General features: G+C 48.5%; 22 protein-coding genes. 6 read left to right on the top strand and 16 right to left on the bottom strand.

The features are described 5' to 3' along the window. Positions 1-95: 95 nt before the first annotated feature. Both ABCW47_RS14665 and ABCW47_RS14660 read left to right on the top strand, forming a co-directional pair. Positions 96-839, top strand: a complete 744-nt coding sequence (locus ABCW47_RS14665) for a PepSY domain-containing protein (protein WP_343210685.1) — start codon at positions 96-98, stop codon at positions 837-839. A gap of 153 nt (positions 840-992) precedes the next feature. Beyond that, the gene (locus ABCW47_RS14660) at positions 993-1,262 is read left to right on the top strand and encodes a DUF1905 domain-containing protein (protein ID WP_343210684.1); all 270 of its coding nucleotides are present in this window, start codon (positions 993-995) and stop codon (positions 1,260-1,262) included. Between the two features lie 78 nt (positions 1,263-1,340). On the opposite strand, the gene ABCW47_RS14655 is transcribed toward ABCW47_RS14660, so the two are convergent. After that, entirely contained in the window at positions 1,341-2,060 is a 720-nt protein-coding gene (locus tag ABCW47_RS14655; protein WP_343210683.1) for a M48 family metallopeptidase, read from the bottom strand. Positions 2,061-2,064: 4 nt separating this feature from the next. Then, positions 2,065-2,322 (bottom strand): TfoX/Sxy family protein, encoded by a 258-nt coding sequence (locus ABCW47_RS14650; protein ID WP_343210682.1) that lies wholly within the window; start codon positions 2,320-2,322, stop codon positions 2,065-2,067. 342 nt (positions 2,323-2,664) lie between these two features. On the opposite strand from ABCW47_RS14650, the gene ABCW47_RS14645 reads away from it, so the two are divergent. Both ABCW47_RS14645 and ABCW47_RS14640 read left to right on the top strand, forming a co-directional pair. Then, complete coding sequence (locus ABCW47_RS14645) at positions 2,665-2,967, top strand: hypothetical protein (protein ID WP_343210681.1); 303 nt, start codon at positions 2,665-2,667, stop codon at positions 2,965-2,967. Between the two features lie 41 nt (positions 2,968-3,008). After that, positions 3,009-5,036 (top strand): leucine-rich repeat protein, encoded by a 2,028-nt coding sequence (locus ABCW47_RS14640; RefSeq protein ID WP_343210680.1) that lies wholly within the window; start codon positions 3,009-3,011, stop codon positions 5,034-5,036. A gap of 111 nt (positions 5,037-5,147) precedes the next feature. Here the strand turns inward: ABCW47_RS14640 and ABCW47_RS14635 are convergent, their stop codons facing one another. Further along, positions 5,148-6,383 (bottom strand): MFS transporter, encoded by a 1,236-nt coding sequence (locus ABCW47_RS14635; protein ID WP_343210679.1) that lies wholly within the window; start codon positions 6,381-6,383, stop codon positions 5,148-5,150. A 132-nt stretch (positions 6,384-6,515) separates the two neighbouring features. On the opposite strand from ABCW47_RS14635, the gene ABCW47_RS14630 reads away from it, so the two are divergent. Both ABCW47_RS14630 and ABCW47_RS14625 read left to right on the top strand, forming a co-directional pair. Beyond that, positions 6,516-7,238, top strand: a complete 723-nt coding sequence (locus tag ABCW47_RS14630; RefSeq protein ID WP_343210678.1) for a hypothetical protein — start codon at positions 6,516-6,518, stop codon at positions 7,236-7,238. Positions 7,239-7,245: 7 nt separating this feature from the next. Next, positions 7,246-7,719 (top strand): YbaK/EbsC family protein, encoded by a 474-nt coding sequence (locus ABCW47_RS14625; protein WP_343210677.1) that lies wholly within the window; start codon positions 7,246-7,248, stop codon positions 7,717-7,719. Between the two features lie 221 nt (positions 7,720-7,940). Here the strand turns inward: ABCW47_RS14625 and ABCW47_RS14620 are convergent, their stop codons facing one another. From ABCW47_RS14620 to ABCW47_RS14560, 13 genes are all read right to left on the bottom strand, one after another. Then, positions 7,941-8,918, bottom strand: coding sequence for an immunoglobulin-like domain-containing protein (locus tag ABCW47_RS14620; protein WP_343210676.1), 978 nt, complete (start codon positions 8,916-8,918; stop codon positions 7,941-7,943). Positions 8,919-8,955: 37 nt separating this feature from the next. Then, positions 8,956-9,225 (bottom strand): hypothetical protein, encoded by a 270-nt coding sequence (locus ABCW47_RS14615; protein ID WP_343210675.1) that lies wholly within the window; start codon positions 9,223-9,225, stop codon positions 8,956-8,958. Between the two features lie 3 nt (positions 9,226-9,228). Then, a complete protein-coding gene (locus ABCW47_RS14610; RefSeq protein ID WP_343210674.1) occupies positions 9,229-10,722 on the bottom strand; it encodes an FGGY-family carbohydrate kinase in 1,494 nt (497 codons plus the stop codon). Continuing rightward, a complete protein-coding gene (locus ABCW47_RS14605; RefSeq protein WP_343210673.1) occupies positions 10,712-11,653 on the bottom strand; it encodes a transketolase family protein in 942 nt (313 codons plus the stop codon). The genes ABCW47_RS14610 and ABCW47_RS14605 overlap by 11 nt, the downstream gene beginning before the upstream one ends. Continuing rightward, the gene (locus ABCW47_RS14600) at positions 11,646-12,470 is read right to left on the bottom strand and encodes a transketolase (RefSeq protein WP_343210672.1); all 825 of its coding nucleotides are present in this window, start codon (positions 12,468-12,470) and stop codon (positions 11,646-11,648) included. The genes ABCW47_RS14605 and ABCW47_RS14600 overlap by 8 nt, the downstream gene beginning before the upstream one ends. Before the next feature lie 4 nt (positions 12,471-12,474). After that, positions 12,475-13,878 carry an L-fucose/L-arabinose isomerase family protein gene (locus ABCW47_RS14595; RefSeq protein ID WP_343210671.1) on the bottom strand — a complete coding sequence of 468 codons (1,404 nt, stop codon included), beginning with the start codon at positions 13,876-13,878 and terminating at the stop codon, positions 12,475-12,477. Between the two features lie 72 nt (positions 13,879-13,950). Further along, positions 13,951-14,961, bottom strand: coding sequence for a LacI family DNA-binding transcriptional regulator (locus ABCW47_RS14590; RefSeq protein WP_343210670.1), 1,011 nt, complete (start codon positions 14,959-14,961; stop codon positions 13,951-13,953). A 293-nt stretch (positions 14,962-15,254) separates the two neighbouring features. Then, positions 15,255-16,148 (bottom strand): sugar phosphate isomerase/epimerase family protein, encoded by an 894-nt coding sequence (locus tag ABCW47_RS14585; protein ID WP_343210669.1) that lies wholly within the window; start codon positions 16,146-16,148, stop codon positions 15,255-15,257. A 17-nt stretch (positions 16,149-16,165) separates the two neighbouring features. Next, complete coding sequence (gene rpiB, locus ABCW47_RS14580; protein WP_343210668.1) at positions 16,166-16,615, bottom strand: ribose 5-phosphate isomerase B; 450 nt, start codon at positions 16,613-16,615, stop codon at positions 16,166-16,168. Between the two features lie 81 nt (positions 16,616-16,696). Next, positions 16,697-17,593 carry a sugar phosphate isomerase/epimerase family protein gene (locus ABCW47_RS14575; protein WP_343210667.1) on the bottom strand — a complete coding sequence of 299 codons (897 nt, stop codon included), beginning with the start codon at positions 17,591-17,593 and terminating at the stop codon, positions 16,697-16,699. Positions 17,594-17,725: 132 nt separating this feature from the next. Continuing rightward, complete coding sequence (locus ABCW47_RS14570) at positions 17,726-18,772, bottom strand: substrate-binding domain-containing protein (RefSeq protein ID WP_343210666.1); 1,047 nt, start codon at positions 18,770-18,772, stop codon at positions 17,726-17,728. Positions 18,773-19,118: 346 nt separating this feature from the next. Further along, complete coding sequence (locus ABCW47_RS14565) at positions 19,119-20,063, bottom strand: ABC transporter permease (RefSeq protein ID WP_343210665.1); 945 nt, start codon at positions 20,061-20,063, stop codon at positions 19,119-19,121. Next, positions 20,053-21,570, bottom strand: coding sequence for a sugar ABC transporter ATP-binding protein (locus tag ABCW47_RS14560; protein WP_343210664.1), 1,518 nt, complete (start codon positions 21,568-21,570; stop codon positions 20,053-20,055). Before ABCW47_RS14560 ends, ABCW47_RS14565 begins: the two co-directional genes overlap by 11 nt. Positions 21,571-21,679: the final 109 nt, after the last annotated feature.

Genomic DNA, 21,679 nt, shown 5'->3' with positions numbered 1-21,679 from the left:
TCCTCTGTTATGATGATAGCATCAAAAGAAAACCGACCCGCAAATCGGTTACAATAGGCATAATGTCAAAAAAATTATTATATGAGGTGAAGCATATGAAAAAGAAGAAATTATTTGCATCTGTTCTGGCTGCGGCGGCAGTGATTACAATGGCATTCCCGGCGGTTAGCGCAAACGCTGCTTCCGTAAGCATGTCCAAAGCGGAAGACATTGCAGAGTCCTATGTTCCCAAAAACAGTATTCATATTTCTACAGAAAAAGATGACGGATGTTACGAGATGACCTATTATCATGAGAAAAATGAGGAATCTTATGAAGTTGACATCTATATTAAAACAGGTAAGTTAAAAAGCTTTAACAGTGAGAAAGATGACGACAGGGGCAGCCGCACTGTCAAGATCAGTAAGTCAACCGCCGAAAAGGCTGTTACGTCAGAACTCAAAAACATTGATGTCACATCCACTAAGTTGAAAAAAGACGATGGTTACAGGAAGTATAAAGTAACCTTCACCGCGGATGACTTTACCGGCGATTATGATATTGACCCAAAGACAGGCGAAGTTCTGGAGCGGGATATCGATGTTAAGAAATCTGTGTACAAAGGAACGGCCAGCAGCTCCTCTAAGACAAAGATCAGCACAGCGAAAGCCAAAGAAATCGCCCGTGCCAAAGTTCCGAATGCTACTATCGTAAAATGCAAGCTGGATGAAGATGACGGCCGCTGGACTTATGAGATCGAAATGATTAAGGGCCGCTATGAATATGATCTGGAGATTGATGCTTATACCGGCAAGATCCTGGAGTATGACGTAGATTACGATGATGACTATGATGATTGAATGCTGAATCATTCGTCCCACTATGCATATAAATGATATAAACATTGCAAATTATCATTAGAATATACACATAAGGATGGAGATATTGTATATCTCCATCCTTTTCCTATTACCATACCATATACCACAATTATTCCAGTACAAGGAGACATCATGAATCAAAAACAATATCAGTTTGAGGCAGTTATACAGAAGGTACCGGATATCGACGGGGCTTATATTGAATTTCCTTTTGATGTCATGCAGGAATTTGGAAAAGGCAGGGTAAAAGTACATGCTACATTTGACGGTTTCCCCTATGATGGCAGCCTGGTCCGAATGAAGACACCCGGCCATATCCTGGGCCTGCGAAAAGATATCCGGACAGCGATAAATAAACAGCCTGGAGACATTGTAACCATAACCATAAAAGAACGGGAATAATCGATTGCGGCAATGATTGTTTTTGCTGCTTGGCATAAATTATAAGTATAAGCACCGTTCTTTGCGCACTATCGGCAGCTAACCCTTAAGCATATCCCTTCTCTCCTTCCAGTCCGGCATGTACCCCGCTATAAATGCATAGAACTCCTTCGAGTGATTGGGATGTATGAAGTGACTGAATTCGTGCAGCACTACATACTCGATACATTCCCTGGGAAATTCCAGAAGCCGTTTATTCAGCGTTACGATCCCTTTCGCCGGTATGCAGCTTCCCCAGCGGGACTTCATCGTCCGAACCTTCAACACAGGCATCCGAACTCTATACATCTGAAAAGCAGGATAAATCTCTCCAGTCACTTCCGCAAACACTTCCCTGCATAGCCTGTCTATAAAAAGAGTCATCTGCTTCTGCCTCTCTGAAAAATCGGCGCAGTCTTTCACGGTCAGATAAATCGTCCCTGCTCCTTCATCCAAAGTAACATTTCCTGGTTCTCCCCCCTGCACAAACAGGGAAAACGGCTTCCCCAGAATATTAAAAATCTCTCCCGTCATAAACTGCCTCGGCCCAGGCTTCTGCTTCTCCAATTCCTGAAAACGGGCCAGAGCCTTAAAAATAAATGCTCCCTTTGAGCATACAATCTCATCCACCTGCTCTGCTCTTATCCGCGGATCAGCAGAAACATAAATACAGCCATCGGGATGGATACGAAGATTCACATTCTTCACCGGTTTGCGCTGCAGAAGATAGATAATATCCTGCCCATTATAACGTACCTTTCTCCATGACTCCCTGACCATACCCTTAACCCTTAAAAGAATGATAGAACTCTTTCAGATCCGCCTTCACCTCCGCAGGCAAATCATGCCACCGGATACCCCGAACCGCTCCCTCCAGAGCACAAAGCCGGTTATAACAGGCAGAATCATCAATCGCCTTAATCCTCAGCCAGGCCTGTCTGCTTCCAAGCTCCTTCAACTGATCCTCTGATTCCACACCGACCGCAATCAACTGTTCCTCCATAGCCTTTCCTATATTTGGCAGTTTCGTCAATTCGCCCATATCTTAACCTCCATAAGCATTGTGGCCTATCTCTTTTACATTCGCAGCTGTGCTGCGATTTTCGTTGGACGCAGGTCTGCGTCCATACTTAACCATTCCGAAGGAACGCTTTCACCTGCGGCCTTGCCGCAGCTTTCACTCCGTTCTTCACTATTCCATCATTATTATACCCCTCTTTTACTCGTTAGAAAACCTCGTACTTTTTTCTATCCGTATAAATCTGTCCGAAAATAAATTTTTTAAAACCTCATACCGTATGATTTTTCTTTTTCCTCTGCTGTGTTACGCTTTATTGAAAGCAACGTTATAAATCAACGATCAGGAAACTGAGAGGAGGAAGATATGGATATCTATGATGCGGCTTATGATTTTTCTGTACGTGTGGCTGAACTTGTCCGCTACTTGAACGAGGATTCCAGGGATTTTCCCTTATGCGGCAAGCTCCTGGACTGCGGCGTGGGCGCCGGTCTCTCTGTCCGGGACAATGACTGCAGCAGTGCTGCCCGATGGATACGGCAGGCCGATTATATCATCGAGATGGCCGCAAAATCCGGTTATCTTACCGACGGCCAGTCCCGTCCCATCCGGGAAGTGGCAATACATCTGCTGGCATTGCTGGACCCGGTACCCACAAAGGAAACATGAAATAAGAGTTGATTTTAGACAACGATATGGAGGAACATACTATGACAAACATTCCAACGATGTACCAAAAACTTCTGTTATGCCTGGCCCTGTTCTTTGGCACCGTTCTGCTCTCCGGTACGGTCTGTCTGGCCCGGAACCATACGGAAAATGAGTCCAGCGGTTTATACCCCCCCCCCCCACAAAAAATCAGCGTTCAAAGAGCCCCTGGCTCTCCCGGCTCTGCTGATGCAGCCTTGAAACCACTATCCGGGGACTATACCCTCTCCGCAGCCGATCCTTCTGAGAACATCCTCGAAGTGACGTTTGACAGCAATGACAACAATACCAGCATGGGTGCCAGCAGTATGAAAGATGCCATAGATACTGCCCTAAGTGAGTCGGGGAAAAAGTCAGCGGATGTTACCGGGATCAAACTCACCGGCAAGGCGGCGGAGATTACCGCTTATAACTGGAAGTATCTGCTGGAGCGGTTTACAGATAGCAGCGGCTGGACTCAATTGTTCTCCCTGGATCTCTCTGCTATGGACAGCCTGCGCCAGATAAAAAACGATCCTTCTTCATTCGTTACTATTTCCCAACTTACAGCTGTACACTTTCCGGACGGCCTGAGAACCATTGGGGATTCTGCGTTTTCCGACTGCATTAATTTAAAGGATGCAGTTCTGCCCGGTCAACTGGAGTTTATCGGGTATAGGGCATTTTTCTTATGCCGCAGTCTGGATAGTGCGATCCTTCCCAGTAGTTTGGAATCCATTGGAGATTCTGCGTATGACGGCTGCAAAAGCCTGACAGATATAACCCTTCCGAAGAACCTGAAGGCCCTTGGAAAACATGCGTTTGGCGACTGTGAAAACCTGAAGGCGGTATCTGTGGCTCAAGGCAATCTATATTTTAAAGCACAGGACAACGTGCTCTATAATTACGCCATGACCTCCCTTCTTCTCTATCCGATGACAAAAAAAGACGTTTCCTTCCTTATACCGGGAAGCGTGACCTCCATTGCGGATTCTGCGTTTTTCGGCTGCAAAAGCCTGGCAGCCCTGACCTTTCCTGCCGCTCTGGAATCCATTGGAGATTATGCGTTTTTCGGCTGCAAAAGCCTGACAGCCCTGACCTTTCCTGCCGCTCTGGAATCCATTGGGAATTCTGCATTTTACGACTGCAAAAGCCTGACAGCCCTGACCTTCCCTGCCGCTCTGGAATCCATTGAGGATTTTGCGTTTTTCGATTGTTCCAACCTGAACTCCCTGTCCTTTCGCAGTACCCTCCCCCCTGCCGTTGGCCCCAATACTTTTTTAAGTGTTTCCTACCGCGGCACAATCTTCTACCCCTCCGGGGCAGCAGGTTATACCGAGAGTTGGAACAAGCATACCCTCTGTTTGCCCGATTGGACCCTTCAAGAGGAACCAGGCGGCAGTCCCGGCTTTATCCCCGCCCCCATCACCTATCCCCTCACTCTTTTGGCGGATACGGGCGGCAGGATCTCTGTGGGAACTGACGCCTCCTTTGTCCCCGGCACCTCCATTTCCCTGCTGGCCGTACCGGATAACGGCTATTCCTTCGACGGCTGGATTTCTTCCGGCGGCGGCTCCTTTTCCCACCCTGACAGCCCTGATACCTCCTTCATCATGCCTGCGGAAGCGGTCACTGTCACCGCGCGCTTTTGCTACACCGGGGAAGGGCCGGAATATCTCTGGCGTACCCTCTCCCATGAGGATTCCGGCATAACCGTGTCCGGCTATTTTTCCAAAGATGCCGTCCTGTCTGTGCAGGAAGAAGGCCTGCACAAAGCAGGCTCCTGCTATGCCTGCGACGATATCCTCCGATCCCGCAAAGCCGGTCAGCTGACCGCTCTCTATAATATCAGCCTGAGCTCTGGTTCTTATAAAGGAATCCTGTATGTGGAATTCCCGGTAAGTAAGACAGATAAAGGTGAAATGCTTACCATCCTGCACTGTAAGAAGAAAGTGCTGGAAACCTATACCCTCCCGGCAGATGGAAGCACTGTCAGGGGCAGCTTTACAAGCCTGTCTCCCTTCGCGGTAGTGAAGACAACGAAGAAATAGAAATGTCAGCGGTCACAGCAGGCTGATGATCAAAGTATAAGGGCAGTACCCGCAGTACGGCACTGCCCTTAAGCATCACTGATTAATTTTCACTGTCCCCCAGGGACATTTTCACTTCCTCACTCCCCACACCACGGCAAACATCACCAGCGGGAATATCACCGCCACCGTAAGCCCGGTCTTTAACCCGATCTCCGCCAGCGGCTGACCGGGGAATAAAACCTGACTCCATGCCGCTTTTCCTTGTTCTACAGCAGTAGAAATTCTCCCAACCAATCCCGGCCCCAGAGCACAGCCCACATCACCCGCCAGAGCTAACAGAGCAAACATCGCCGTCCCTCCCTGGGGGCAGAAACGGGAGGAAAGGCTTAGTGTACCCGGCCACATTATGCCCACAGACAATCCACATAAAGCACAACCTGCCAGTGACAGCAGCGGCCACGGTGAAAGTGCCGCCAACAGATAGCTGCCTATGCAGAGGATGCTGCTCAGGCGGATAAACCGCTTCAAGTCAATGCGGCTTCCGAATTTGCCATAAAATACCCTGCTTAACCCCATCAACACAGCAAATGCACACGGGCCAAGCAGATCGCCAACCGTCTTGGAAACCCCAAGACCGGACTCCGCAAACAGGGAAGCCCACTGTACCATCGCCTGTTCCGCAGCGCCGGAACAGATCATAAGCAGTATAAACATCCAGAACAATTTCAGACCGATCAGGCCTTTCACTGACATTTTCTCCTGGTCTTCTACAAGCTTGCACAGCGGAACCTTTGCAAAGACAAATGTGTTGCACAGCGGTACAATGGCCCACAAAAGGGGCAGGATATACCAGTGCCCGATCCCTGCGGTGACAAAGAAAAGGGTTGACAGCAAAACCACACCCACATGCCCCCAGCAATAGAAAGAATGCAGCAGACTCATAGCAGAAGCTTTCTCTTCCCCTGGCAATGCTTCCACGATAGGGCTGATCAGCACCTCAATCAATCCCCCGCCAATTCCATAAATAATCACAGAAAGCATCAGCCCAGCATAAGCGCTTGGAAGCAGATAGGGAAATATCCCCAGGCCCGCCACCCCTGCTGCCGCCAGAATATGAGCCGTCACAATACATACCCGGTAGCCCAGCCGGTCAACAAAGCGAGTCGCCAGAAAATCAACCACCATCTGCACGCAGAAATTAATTGATACCAACAGCCCAATCTGCGCCAGAGAAATAGAAAATGTATTCTGAAATGTCAGAAACAGCAGCGGCGCCAGATTATTGACAATCGCCTGTGTGATAAACCCGGTATAACTTGCATACAGCGTATGCTTGTAATTTAATTCTTTCACCATTCTCCCCATGATTTCCTCCGTATAACCACTTAATTAATGCCAGTATAGCATAGAACCCCCCTTCCGGCCATCCTTCCCTTTCTCCTTTCTTTTTTTGCCGGTTTATGCTATTCTTTTATATGTTCACAGGAGGTAATGTCCATGCATCTATACAAAATACGCCGCTTTATCCGCGGCATCTTTTCCGGACGCCGGCACTCGGCCGCAGCCACATCTGTGATCCAGAGCAGCGACGGACCCACTTCTATATTTATTGTCCAGAAAAAGAAGAGTAAGAAAAAGAAAAAACAGCAGGCTCCTGCGGGCAGGTCCCCGGAAGAGCTGCTTAAGGATGTAAACTATACTAATCGGACGATTTATGATCTGATTCCGTATTTAAAAGAGCGCTGGAACGCGGTACAGGTGCCGCTGAGCAATCACGCAAAGGATGTCATAAAATCAGACATTATCATGAACGAGATGCCGGAGCTGCTCACTGTCCGGATACCGGAGCTTCCAAGGGGCCAAACGCCGGATCAGGAACTGCTGCAGGCCTACGCGAAAGCTATGGATGCAAGGTTTGAGGAGGCCATGAATTACCCCTCACAGGCATTAAATCTGGATATCCGCCGGTTTGAATTTCCGGTATATCGAAAGCATAAAATCGCCGGAACCTGCCGTGTGGATCTGGAAATGACCAATGATATTATTGATATCGTATTCCTGGACACCTCCACGAAGGTTGATATGGATTTCATTTGCCGGGATATCCTATTTTACAGAGGGCTTTCCAAGGAGGATGTCAGGAAGCAAAATAGAAATTATCACCGCTGTCTGACGCAGCTGCAGTACGAAGCGAGCTTGGCAGAACGCAAGAAAGGATGAATGACCAATGTCAGTAGAAAAAGTCAGAAACTACTTAAGCCAGTACCATGTAGAAGACCGGATTCAGGAATTCACCGTATCCAGCGCAACCGTTGAGCTGGCAGCGCAGGCCTTAAATGTTGCTCCGGCACGGATCGCAAAGACACTTTCCTTTAAAAAAGACGATGGATGTATCCTGGTGGTTGCCGCGGGGGATGCCAAAGTGGACAACCGGAAATTTAAAGATACCTTTGGCCTGAAAGCAAAAATGCTGCCGGTCGACGAAGTTGCCGCCATGGTAGGTCACGCGGTAGGGGGTGTCTGTCCGTTTGCCGTTCCGGAAAACGTGCCCGTTTATCTGGACGAGTCGATGAAACGTTTTGCGTCGGTCTTTCCCGCCGCGGGAAGCAGCAGCAGTGCAGTAGAGATGACCTGCGATGAACTGTTTGCCATATCACATGCCCAGTCCTGGGTTGATGTGTGCAAACTGCCGGAGAAATAGCACAACCGCACATTTACATAGGAGCCTGCCGCTTTATCACGGTAAGCTCCTTTTTTGTTACAATAAGGCGGTTCGCAAAGCGTGCCGCCGTTTGTTCTTTTGATCTAATCCAGCTTTTTCATCCAAATTTCGTACTACCGGCTGGCAGAAGAATAGCGAAGAAACTCCCAACGTAGAAAAAACCCTTGAAAACGAGTTGATTTCAAGGGTTTTCTCTATTATTATTTCATTTCAAACTCAGCATAAACTGCCGGACCGTCTTTTAAGCGTTTCACCAATCTATACTTTCCTGGAAGAAGGGAAGCATACTCCTCCAGATGAAAGCGTATTATTTGACTGCTCTTCGGTAAAATCCGATAAGGGAAATTATCAATTGTATACTCAACCCCCTCCATCCGCCGGGGTACCGAATACCAGGTCCCTTCCAGCAACACCTCAAATGCAAAATAACGCTCTAACCATTGCTCCGTGTCACTGTTATTTGTTATCGTTACATCAAGACAGACATCAGAAACGGAACATGGCTCTGCAACCGTTACCACAAGACTGTCAGCTTTTGACCATGTATGCCTGGGAGCCTTTTGGAGCTTCGACCGATCTGTCAGATCAGCCCTGTTATTATCCTCTCCGTTCAGGAACATACCATAATGAACATTGTCATCAGTTAGCAGGTGTTTTTGAAGCCATGCAATCTTATCTCCGGTTCCATAAAACACATTAATTTTAATATCCTCTTTCAGAGAAACCAAAGCCATTCGGAGTGATGCAAAGGGAGCATCTTCTATCTGATCAATCTGTATTAGCCCATTGCTCATATGGATTTTAATCATTCCCTTATTCGTGCCTGCATAACTTGATAAGGCCTCCAAAAGATAAAGAAGGTTGTCTTTCTCCTCTTCTGTATAAGGACTCCCGAAGTATGAACCTTTCTCTGATGGTACAATCGTTACCTGTTCATTATCCCAGACATTTTCTTTAAACCAGGTGATTTTCCCATGATCAGGCATTCCCATCGGAAGCTGGTACTCCTGCAAATCATCATTGTACTCAACCGGAAATATTTCTATGCCCTCCGGAAGAATAACATAGCGATCCTCTTTGCAGGGAAGAATCAGCGGATAATCCGTTTCCAATTCATCGCAGGGCCAGGTAACATATAACGGATGGGCCTGTTCATAGTGTAACAGCGCGGACTCCAAAGACAGCTGTAAACCTGTAAGGCTATCTGCATTATTCTTACGATTCACTAGAAGGCAAATAAAAAACAATAGAACCATTATTATTATGAATGAAAAGCTCTTCTTTTTCTTCATCCAATCCATCCTCTAATTCAAATAACCACTGCAGGCCTGTGTCAAATAACATATTAACATACATTTTCACTTGCAGCTTTGCTGCAATTTTCACCGGACAAAGCCTTGGGCTGCAGTCCGCCTTTCCCCATTCCGAAGGAATGTTTTCACTTGCGGCTGTACCGCAGCTTTCACTCCATTCTTCATTCTTCACTTTTCACTCTTCATTTTTCCTTAGCACTTCCCCTACTGCTTCCTTCCACCCCCGATAAAGCCGTTCCCGTCTCTCCGGCTCCATCCGGCTGTCATAGCGTGTGCGCTTCATTTGGGAAAGAATCTCTTCTTTATCATATATACCCAGAGCAATACCAGCTGTGTAGGCCGCCCCGATACCGGACAGTTCCTCCATTGCCGGAACCTGTACCGGGATATCCGCCATATCACTCTGAAACTGCATCAGATATGAATTCCTGGTAGGCCCTCCGTCCACCCGCAGTTCCTGTATAGAGATTCCCGCGTCTTCCTCCATCGCCCGCAGAATATCAGTAATCTGATAAGCAATGCAGTCCAGGGCGGCACGAACCACCTCTGCCTGACCGGTGGTTCTCGTTATTCCTTTTATGATGCCGGTCGCTTTGCTGTCCCAGTAGGGTGCCCCAAGCCCGGTGAAGGCCGGAACCAGATAAGTCTGATCCTTGGGATTTGCCGCCTTCGCCAGCTCTTCCGTCTCTCCGGCGGAGCGGATCATTTTCAGATCATCCTTTAACCAGCTGATTACCGCGCCAGTATAATTGATATTTCCTTCCAGTACATATTCCGCCACGCCGTCCATTCCCCAGGCCAGGCTGGTAACTACGCCGCTTTTTCCAAAGACCGGTTTCTCCCCGATATTCATCATGACCGAAGAACCGGTACCATAGGTTGCCTTAACCATACCTGGCCGGATACAGCCCTGGCCGAATAATGCCCCATGTGAGTCTCCCAGCACAGCATGAATCGGCAGCGGTCTGTCAAATGCCCCCTCAAAATCCGTCTCCCCGAAGAGGCTGTTGGAATCACACACTTCCGGCAATATCTGTACCGGGATTCCAAAGGCCCTGCAGATTTCTTCGTCCCAGCACAGATTCCGAATATCGAACAGCTGTGTCCGGGATGCGTTGGAATAATCCGTTTTAAATACCGTACCGCCGGTCAGCTTAAATATCAGCCAGCTGTCCACGGTCCCGGCACAGAGTTCCCCTCTGACCGCTTTTTCCCTGACGCCTTCTACATTTTCCAGTATCCAGGCCAGCTTTGCAGCGGAAAAATAGGGCGACAGGTTGAGCCCGGTATGGCTCTTGACCAAATTCGCGAATTCTCCCACATCAAGCCGGTTACAGATAGTTTCTCCCCTTGCACATTGCCACACAACGGCTGGATAGACCGGTTTCCCGCTCTTTTTCTCCCACATCAGCGCAGTTTCCCGCTGATTACTGATGCCGATGCCCACAATATCCGTCTGGGGGATATCTGCCTGGTTCAGCAGATTTTTCACTACCTGACAAGTATTATGATAGATTTCCTCCGGATCGTGCTCCACATAGCCTCTCTCATCTATCATCTGCCGGTGGGGCAGATCCGTCCGGCAGACCAGTTCTCCCAGACCGTTAAACAACAGTCCTTTTGTCCCCTGGGTACTCTGATCAATACCCAGAATATATTTATTTTTCACGATTCATCAACTCCAGTGCAGCTTCTGTAATTCCGGCTGCATTTAATTTGTAATAGTTGAACACTTCCTTCGATGTTCCGGTTATCACCGGTTCGTCCGGCAGGGTCAGGCTGATAACCGGCACCGGCTTGTGGGCCGCAGTAAGCTGGCAGACCATAGAACCCAATCCACCCTGTGCCACATGTTCTTCAATGGTAATGATTCCCTTCGTCTCCGCTGCCGCCTTTCGCACTGCCTCCTCATCCAGCGGCCGTATACAGTACATATCCAGAACTCTCGCAGAAATTCCCTGCTCCTTCAGGACCGCCGCTGCTTCCACCGCTGCGGCAACCATTTCCCCGCAGGCAATCATCGTAATATCGGTTCCATCTTCAACCAGCGTTGCTTTATCCATCTCAAATGGTATGTTTCCCTCTGCGTAAATATCCTCCACCGCATTTCTGCCCACCCGGACATAGGCCGGTTTTTCATCCTCCAGAAGGGCTTCCATCAGTTTTTCTGTCTGGAAACGGTCGCTGGGGAAATAAACTCTCATGTTGGGATTGGAACCCAATGTGGCAATATCATTTACAGAATGATGGGTCAGCCCCAGCGCCCCATAGCTCACACCGCCGCTGATCCCGATCAGTTTCACATTTGTATTGGAGTACGCCACGTCCACCTTGACCTGCTCCATACTTCTGGTTGCCAGGAAACAGGCCGGGGAAACCGCAAATGCCTTCTTCCCGCAGCTTGCCAGTCCCGCCGCGATGGAGACCAGATTCTGTTCCGCGATCCCCACCTCCACAAATTGATCCGGATGTTCCTCCACATAGCCGCTCAGAGAAGCGGAACCTCTGGAATCGCTGCACAGCACCACAATATCCTTATCAGTCCGGGCCGCTTTTGTCAGAACATCATTGATTACCTGCTTATTTGCTGTCTTATTCATGTGATGCCACACTCCTTTCATCCAATTCTTTCAGAGCCGCCTGATACTGTTCCTCTGTAGGCACTTTATGGTGCCACTCCGGCTTATTTTCCATGAAGGAGATTCCGCAGCCCTTCGTGGTGTTCGCAATGATTACGGTAGGTCTTCCTTTCGTCTCTTTTGCCTCGCACAGGGCGCGGTCAATGGCATCCAAATCATTGCCGGGTATAGAAATCACATGCCAGCCGAACGCCGCCCAGCGTTCCTCCTGACTGTCATGGGACATCACTTCTTCCGTGCCGCCGGAGATCTGAAGCCGGTTTCTGTCCACGATTGCAGTCAGATTATCCAGCTTATAATGGCTGCCCGCCATCACACCTTCCCATACGGAGCCTTCCGCCAGCTCCCCGTCTCCCATTACGGTATAAACCCGGTAGGACGCATGATCCATTTTCCCCGCCAGGGCCATTCCCACCGCAACCGGCAGGCCGTGCCCCAGAGAGCCGGAATTCATTTCAATTCCCCTCACCTTCCGGTTGGGATGGCCGATATAGTTAGAGCCAAACTGAGAAAATGTATCCAATTCTTCTCTCGGGAAAAAGCCCCGGTCGGCCAGAACGCAGTACAGACTTTCCACAGAATGTCCCTTGCTCAGGATAAACCGGTCCCTGTCCGGATGGGAGAAATTCTCCGGCGTGCAGTTTAAATGTTTATAGTACAGTGCTACCAGAATATCCGTCACGCTCAGATCCCCGCCGATATGCCCGCATTTTCCGTTATATACCAGGGTTACGATATCCTTCCGGATCTGGATGGCTTTTTCTTTCAAATCAGACATTATTTCATTCTCCTCTCAGATATGCTTTTACATCTTCCTCAATCGGATCATAAAAATCCGGTGTCACACCAATATATTTACACGCCTCATACAATACCGGAACCACGTCCTTGTGGATTCCCACACAGTGATGAATATAAGGCCCGCAGACAACCTTGTCTTCCAGACGTTTGATATTCTCAACCTCAATCCACAGATAAGTTCCCATTCCTTTGGGCCCGTCCACACCTTTGGCATTGCCCAGAAGCATGGAGTATTCCCCATTGTCCCCGTCAAAGCGGCACAGTGTCAGGTCTCCGTGCTTTGCCTCAGCGGTAACGCTGCCCGGATGGTCAAATGCCAGCGGATAACCGAGAATCGGTTTTTCCTTCGCTACAGAAATCGGCCATGGCCCGCAGTGCTGCAGCAATTCTCCGTTCTCAATATCCGGATGGCGGATCGTCCAGTCCGCAAAGAAGGAACGCATCTCTCCCATTCCAGCTGCCTCCACCAGAAGCGCGGTAACCGCACCGTGTATATCCGTCTCACAGACAACCGGAATCCCTTCTTCATTCAGCAGAGAATTGGCGGCGCAGGGCATAATGCCGATCTCATCCTGCAGCGCATTCCAGCACTGGATGGCAATCGCGCTGCATCCATATTTCTCTGCCAGATTCTTCATGGCAACCTTCAGGGCGGCTACATTTTCCACTTCCTCATCCGTCACCTGAATCGTCATATTTTCTTTTATGTAGGAAACCACCTTAGCCGCTTCTTCTGCCTCTTCCTTCACCCGCTTCACTTCTTTCGTCAGCTCCGGCATAGGAATCGGAGACAGCTGAATATTGAACTTCTCCAACAGCTCACCCTCATTGCACATGGTCGTCCAGAAATCAAAAGGACGGGTAGAAATCTGCAGAATACGGATTTTCTTAAACGTCCTCACCACATTGCAAACCGCCATAAAATCTCTTAAGCCCCTCTCAAACACCGGGTCATTCAACCGGCAGTTGGTCATATAAGTAAAGGGTACCTGAAAACGGCGCAGCACCTTGCCCGTAGCAAATAATCCGCACTGGGTGTCCCGAAGCCTTACCCCGTTCGGTTCCGGCCTCTCATCCAGCGGTCCCCAGAGCAGTACCGGCACATTCAGTTCCTTCGCCAGACGGGCGCACACACACTCCGTGCCAAAATTACAGTGGGGCAGAAACAGGCCGTCAACCTTCTCCCGTTTAAACTTCTCCGCAATCTTCATCATATCCTCATCACTATAGAGAAGCCCCTCCTCGTTGATATCCGTAATATCCACAAAATCAACCCCCAGCTCACGCAGGCGGTCGCTGGTCAGGTTCCGGTACTTGAGCGCATCCGGCGCGCTGAAAATGCTCCTTCTCGTCGGTGCAAACCCTAGCTTAATATTCGCTTTCATATAAATATCCTCCCTTAAATATAAAATTATTTTTCATCCTGTTCTTCATTTTTCATTCTTTACTTTTCACTCTTACTTCTTAATGACCTTCACGCTTTCCCTTTCCACAAACTCCGTACAAACCTGAATTTTGGCTTTTACCTTACTTCCATTTTCCAGCCGGTCAACCAGCCGTTTAACCGCCATCTCTCCCATTTCCTGTTTGTATACATGAATTGTTGTGAGTCTGGGATTAGAAATCTCGCAGAAGGGCAGGTTGTCAAATCCAATCACGGAAACATCCTCCGGTACCCTTATGCCTTCCTCCTGCAGGGCTCTGATCGCTCCCAGCGCGATCACATCATTATCCGCAAAATATGCCGTTGGCAGCTCCTGTTTTGTGGTATGCTGCAAGAAATTCTTCATCCCCAGGTATGCGGTTTCCACGGCAGGCCCCAGCGTAACTTTATATTCCGGCACAATCGGCAGGTTATGGTCTGTCAGTGCACGTTCCAGGCCAATCTCCCTGTAGTTGAATGCTTTGATCCGGAAATCCGCTTTCAGATATCCGATCCTCTCATGCCCGCACTGGATCAGATAATTTACCGCTTGGCAGGCTGAATCCGTATTATTGATCAGGACACTGTCAAAGGCAACGGTATCACTCCACCCGTCCAGCAGTATAAGCGGGCAGTCGGGATGGGCAAACAGCTGAAAATCCTCTTCCATCATCTCACTTCCCAGCAGTATAACCGCGGCGCTGGTGTCTGTCAGAATCTGGTTCAGCTGTTCTTTAAAATCTTCCTGTTCTTTTTCCAGGCGGCAGAAAATTGTCTCAAACCCCAGTGACCGTGCCTTCTGCTCCACACCTTCCATCACCGCTGGAAAAAAAGGGGTATTTTCAATGATTTTTCCGTTCCTCTTGAAAATAACAAATTTAATTTTCCGAATCCTTTTTTCATTAACATACCCCATTTGGGCAGCCGCTTTAAAAATCTTCTCGGCCGTCTCCTTATTTACCCCCTTTTTCCGGTTTAGGGCATTGGAAATCGTGGCAGGTGAATAACCAGTCTGTTCACTTAGCTTACGTATACTTATTTTCACCGTCTCACTCCCTTCTTTGTACTTCTTAATTGTCATTATAAACGTTTATGTAAAATGTTCAAGTGTTTTTTTACATTTTATAGTCATTCTTTTCGAAAAGGAAGCAGGATATTACTCGATATAATCCGTTGATCAAACGCTTTTCTCCCTATAAACGTCTATATAAATATTTATATTTTTGTTTATATCCATCTGCTCTTAAACTAGTTTTATTCCACAGAAGTTCTTTATAAAACAAAAAAAGCGAAAGCCGGGGTATTTCTCAGCTTCCGCTTTCGTCATTTATTCAATTCTTAATCTTCAAATTGTGCCCGGATATAGCACAGCCCTTCTCGTAAGGCATTCAGCCGGCTTTCCAGACTGATATCCGGCAAAAGATTTCTCCACATCCTCAAATTATAGGTTGCCTCTCCCTCAAAAGCCACTGCCGCCTCTATCGTAACGGTCTTGTCATAGCCGATTCGTTTCAGTGCCCGGCCAATTTCCGGCCAGTTAATTCTCTTTGTGTGGAATGGAATTCCCCGGTTTGGCTCTGTCACATGGAACTGCCCGATTAAATCACCGGCTTTTTCAATTGCCCCCTCCAGATCATCCTCCTCCATACTCATATGGAACGTATCCAAAAGCAAACCGCAGTTCTTACTCTCAATCTGGCTGCAGTAGGAAATCCCTTCCTCCACCGTATTTAATATGTAATTTTCGAACCGGTTCAAAATCTCAAAATTGAGCATAACACCCAGCTCTTCCGCCACCGGAGCTGCCTTTCTCATACATTCAATGCTGCGCATCGTCCTCTCGTATTTTGCCTCCGGAGTAACCAGATCATGTTGAAAATGAGTCGGCCATCCGGAATAAATACCGGCTCCTCCGAATTCCTTACCTCCCGCCATGGCAATACTCTCAATCGCTTTAATCAGATGATCAACCGCGTATTGCCGGATATAGAGATCCGGTGAACGCATATCAAGCGCCTCCGGAAATCCGAAGGAAAACAGCAGCTCCAATCCCGCATCCTCCGCCAAATTACGAATTTCCTGAATCTGTTTCTTTTTGTGCATGAGCATTGCGTCGGTCGGCCTCATCTCCACCGTCTCTGCCCCGGTCGATTTCACCTGCGCAAAAAACTCTTCTACATTATCCTGGTCATAATAACCGCCCCAGGTAACCCGGTGTACACCATATTTCATACGCCCCGCCTCCTTCCTCACACAGGCTCCATACCATTCTCGATTCTCTCAATCATACCCAGCCTCTTTGCATGAATACCACCCTGAAAATCCGCAGCCAGCCAGCTCTCCACAATCATAACCGCCAGCTCTGTGCCTACAACCCGTGCTCCCAGAGCCAGCATATTTGTATCATTATGTTCCCTGGAGAGACGGGCGGAATAACAATCGGAGCATACCGCGCAGCGAATCCCCTTAACCTTATTAGCCGAAAGGGAAATACCAATCCCGGTGCCGCAGAATAAAATCCCCTTCTCGCACACGCCATCCGCAACCGCCTTCGCGGCAGCATAACCATACACAGGGTAATCCACAGGATCAGCAGACTCTGTACCATAATCTCTCCACTCGATTCCCCGCTCCGTCAAAAACTCCCGAATCCTGTTCTTTAACTCCAACGCCGCATGATCACAAGCCAACGCTATCATAACATCATCCCCGCCTTTCCAAACTCAAACAACATTTACTTCTTGCGGCATTGCCGCAACTTTCACTGCCCTTCCCGTTCCTCACTCTTCACTCTTCATTATTCCTTTCATATATCCAATTCCCTCTCTCAGCATCTGAAGCCTTGCCTCCAGAGAGGTATCCGGAATGAGATTTCTCCACATGCGCATACAGTAAGTGTCGCTTCCGTCAAAGATCAGCGCCGCCTCCAGTACCACGGTATCATCGTAGCCCACGTCTCTCAGCGCCCTTCCAATCTCCGGCCAGTTTATTTTATCTGTGTGGTAAGGGACCTTCCTGTTAGATTCAGAGACATGGAAATGTCCGATATGGCCTTTTGCCCTGCGTATCGCCTCCGGTATGCTGTCTTCCTCTATATTCATATGAAATACATCCAGCAGCAGGCCGCAGCATTTACTGTCCACCTGTTCGCAGAAACTAATTCCTTCTTCCACCGTATTCAGAACATAGTGCTCGAACCGGTTGACAATCTCAAAATTAAGCTGTACGCCGCATTCCTCCGCAACCGGCATAACCATTCTGATGTTCTCTATACTGCGTTTTGTACGCTCCGCTTTTTCTTCCGGTGTAATAACCTGATCATCGTACCTGGCAGGCCAGTTAGAGTGCAGGATTCCGCTCACCTTCCTCACCCCGATCAGTTCAGCACCCTGTATCACCCGGAGCAGATGTTCTCTTGCATACTTTTGCAGATAGGGATCGGCGGAACACATATCCAGTCCCTTCGGCGCCCCTGCATTGCAAAGAAGTGTAAGTCCCAGATTTTCTGCCGTCTGCCGTATTTCCCGCGCTCTGGTTTTGTTCTGCTGCAAAGCTGCATCGGGTATCTTAAACTCTGCCGCCTCCGCCCCGGTGGACCTTGCCTGCTCCAGAAATGTCTCCAGCGGGATGCGGTTAAAATCGTCGGCCCAGGTCCAGCGGTGAACTCCATATTTCATGTGCTTGCCTCCTTTTTGTGCTGTACAGACCTGAAATCATTTATATGATCTGTACTATTTTCTATTTAAATGGGGTGCCATAACCGGCACCCCGCTTCTCTCGGCTAAATGGATTCCATTTCAGCCTCTTATCTATGCATCCAGTGCTACACCATAGAAATCATCTGCATTTTCCTTGGTAGCAATCGGCACGTCATCCACAATTTCTTTTTCTCCGTCATATACTCCGCCATTCTCGAAGATCTTTACCAGCACGTCAACCGCTGACTGTACGGAAGTCGGGTATGCGGTAGTTCCGGCAATCTTTCCTTCCTTTATCATATCCAGTGTGGATTTATAACAGTCATTGCCATAGATCAGAACATCATCCGCGCCGGCTGCCTCACACGCCATGTAAGCGCCCTGTGCCATCTCATCATTGTGGCAGAATACACCGTCAATATCCGGATATTTCACCAGAATATCTTCCATACATGCCATACCTTTATCCTTGGCAAAATCACCGCTCACGTCCGCAATCACTTCGATGTCGGGATAGTTCGCGATTGTCTCAAGGAACCCCTTCGCACGATCCGTTGTGTCGGAAGCGCCCAGGGTACCTTCGATCATAGCAACCTTACCCTTGCCGTCCAGCCTCTTTGCCATATCGTCCGCGCTCTTCTGCCCGATCATATAGTTGGAACCGGTAATCGCACAGGTATAGTCATCATTGGAAACATTACGGTTTACCAGAATCAGCGGAATACCCGCGTCCATAACCTCGGTGGCAGCCGTCGCCATGGTGTCCGCCGTAACTGGACAGCAGATGATCGCATCTACGCCCTGGCTGATCAGATCCTCAATATTAGCGGTCTGAGTCGTCGCGTCATTTTTTCCATCCGTTACGATAATCTCCCAGTTAAGCCCCTGTTCCTGCACATAAGCCTTTAACTGCTCCACGCCTGCCACACGGAACGGATGGGCCAGCTTATTCTGGGAAAAGCCGATCACCATCTTGGTATCCTTGCTCCATGCTTCATCGCTTCCTGAATCCTCTTTCTCGGTATCCTGATTATCCGTATCCGCAGTGGCACCGCCGTCGTTGTCTGCCGGTTTCTCATCCTTTGCGCAGGCCGTCAGCGACAATGTCATAGCCAATACCAAAAGCAGTGCCAACATTTTTTTCATGTACTTCTTCATTTTACTTACCTCCATTTTTAATCGGTACCGGCCGAAGCCGGAATCAATTTCTAAAAAACATTGTTAGACAGATGCGGTAAAATCCTCTCCCTCCTTTCCTGAACCATTTATATTTTCCCTTGTGGAAAATAACTCACATCATCATTCCCACCCTCAAAACAATCTCAACATCGCTTTTTCGCTTCTTCCCTCTACATCATCTCTTACGGCTCTTCCTTCTTCGTCCTTCATTATTCATTTTTCCTTCTTCCCTCTACATCATCTCTTCACATTCTTCAATATTCATTCTTCACCATCTCTTCACGTTCTTCGTTCTTCATTATTCATTCTTCATTCTTCCCACATCCTACTGCTTTCTTCTCATTACATCCGCCGCTACGGCAAAGATAATAATCCCGCCCTTAAACACATACTGCAGATAAGGACTAACACCAATCAGGTTCAAAATATTACTGAGAACACCCAGAAGCAGAACGCCTACTACGGTTTTCACCTGGCTGCCCTCGCCGCCGCTCATCAGTGTTCCGCCGATAACGGTAGCCGCTATGGCATCCGAGTGGTAATCCTCGCCCAGAGCCGGTTCACAGGAGCCCAGCCTTGCCGTTCCGATAACTGCGGCCACTGCAGCCAGCATACCGCTGATTATGTATACCAGAATCTGTATTTTCTTAACACTGATACCGGAGAGCCTTGCGACTTCCATGTTTCCGCCGATTGCATAGACGGAACGGCCAAATTTTGTCTTCGCCATAATAAAGGCTGCCAGACCCGCCATGATCAGGTACAGATAAACCTGAATCGGGATTCCGAACAGATACTCCTGGCCGATGGCGTTATAGGTTTTGGACGAGCTGGCTAACGGCGCTCCGTTGCTGGTCATAAAGGCCACGCCCCTGAGTATGATGGAAACGGCCAGTGTCATGATAAAGGCCGGCATTCCCCGGTAGATGAAATAGCCGTTGAATATACCCACAACAGCACCGATCAGCAATCCGACCGCAATGGCTCCTACCCATCCCACGGTAGGCATGATATACATCATGACCATACCGCAGACACAGAACAGCGATCCTACGGACAAATCAATCGCACCGCTGATAATAACAAACGTCATGCCAATTGCCAGGATACCGTTTACCGCCACCTGGCGCAGGACATTTGTCAGGTTTTTCGGCTGGAGAAATTTAGGCTGTAAGATCGATGCGGCGATAACCAGCACCACAAATATAATGACGATCCCATATTTTTTCGTAAATGTTGAAAATCTTCCTTTTGCTGTCTTATTTTCCACTTTCCACACCTCCGATAGCTGCTTCCATTATTTTTTTCTCATCGGCCTCCTGCCAGGAGAACTCACCCCTGTAGCTTCCGTCGTGCATAACAATGATCCGGTCACTGACTCCGATCACTTCCGGCAGTTCGGAAGAAATCATGATGACCGCGGCCCCTTCATTGGCCAGTTTACGCATCAGCCGGTAGATCTCCGCCTTGGCCCCTACATCAATTCCCTTTGTAGGCTCATCAAAAATCATTACCTTTGCATCCGTAAACATCCACTTTCCGACAATTACTTTCTGCTGGTTGCCGCCGGACAGCTCTCCGACTCTCTTCTCCGCATCAGGTGTTCGGATATTTAATGCTTTTACATACTGATCCGCGATTTCCCGCTCTTTTTTCAGATTCAGTGTTTTAAACCGGGTAAAGATTCCCTCCATATTGGCCAGGGACGTATTGTGATTGATGGAAAATATCTGGATCAGTCCCTGTTTTTTCCGGTCCTCCGGAGCCAGGGCAATCCCGGCCCGTATTGCTTCCTCAGGATGTTTGAACTTTACTTTTCTGCCTTTATATACCACTTCACCTTTGACATCCGGCATTGCTCCGAATATGGACATCATTGTCTCCGAACGTCCTGCGCCGATCAGGCCGGCAAAGCCAAGGATTTCCCCGGCATATGCCGTAAAGGAGATATCCTTTACCATCTTGCCCTGGGAGAGATGGCTTACTTCCAGCAGCGCCTCCCCGCGCTTCCCGTCGTGGGCCGGATAAAAATCTTTCAGCTCACGTCCGACCATGGCATGCACAATGTCGTCTTTTGTCACATCCGCCGTCTTCATGGACGCGCTGTTTTCCCCATCCTTCATTACCTCAATCCGGTCGGTAATCTCGAAGAGCTCTTCCAGACGGTGTGTTATGTAAACAATCGCAATTCCCTGTTTTTTCAGCTGTCTCATGATCTCGAACATATGGGATATCTCCCTGTCCACCAGGGAGCTTGTGGGCTCATCCATGATCAGCACTTTTGCCTTATTGATGATGGTTGCCCGGCAGATTTCAATCATCTGGCTCTGGGCAATGTTCAGATCACGCATGAGTGTATCCCCTGGAATATCAAGGCCCATCTTGCTCAGGGCTTCTTTCGTCTCATGCTCCATGCCCTTCCAGTCCACAATGCCGCGCTTATTTGTTCTCAGATTTCCCAAAAACATATTTTCAGTTACACTTAACTGGGGCATAACCGAAAGTTCCTGGTATATAATACTGATGCCCAGTTCCCTTCCTCTCGCCGTGGACGTAACATCAATCGGCTGGCCTTCCAGGTATATTTCGCCTTCATCCTTCTGGTAAGCCCCGGTCAATACCTTCATTAATGTCGATTTTCCTGCCCCGTTTTCCCCCACGAGCCCCAGTATTTCCCCGGCATGCACGCTGAGAGATACCTGATTCAGCGCCTTTACGCCGGGAAATGACTTGCTGATATTTTTCAATTGCAGGATCGGCTGTCCATCATTTCTCATTTGCTACGCTCCTTTATTATGTATTTGCTTTTAAAACAGTCCGTTTTTGCCTCGGCTGTCCTGGCTCTCTTTGTCGGACAAAGCATCTGACCGTTTCAAGCATGAAAAC

This window comes from Anaerolentibacter hominis (assembly GCF_032380675.1).
Taxonomy (GTDB): domain Bacteria; phylum Bacillota; class Clostridia; order Lachnospirales; family Lachnospiraceae; genus Anaerolentibacter; species Anaerolentibacter hominis.
Note: the sequence above shows the minus strand (reverse complement) of the source record. Positions and strands in the feature narration are given on the sequence as shown.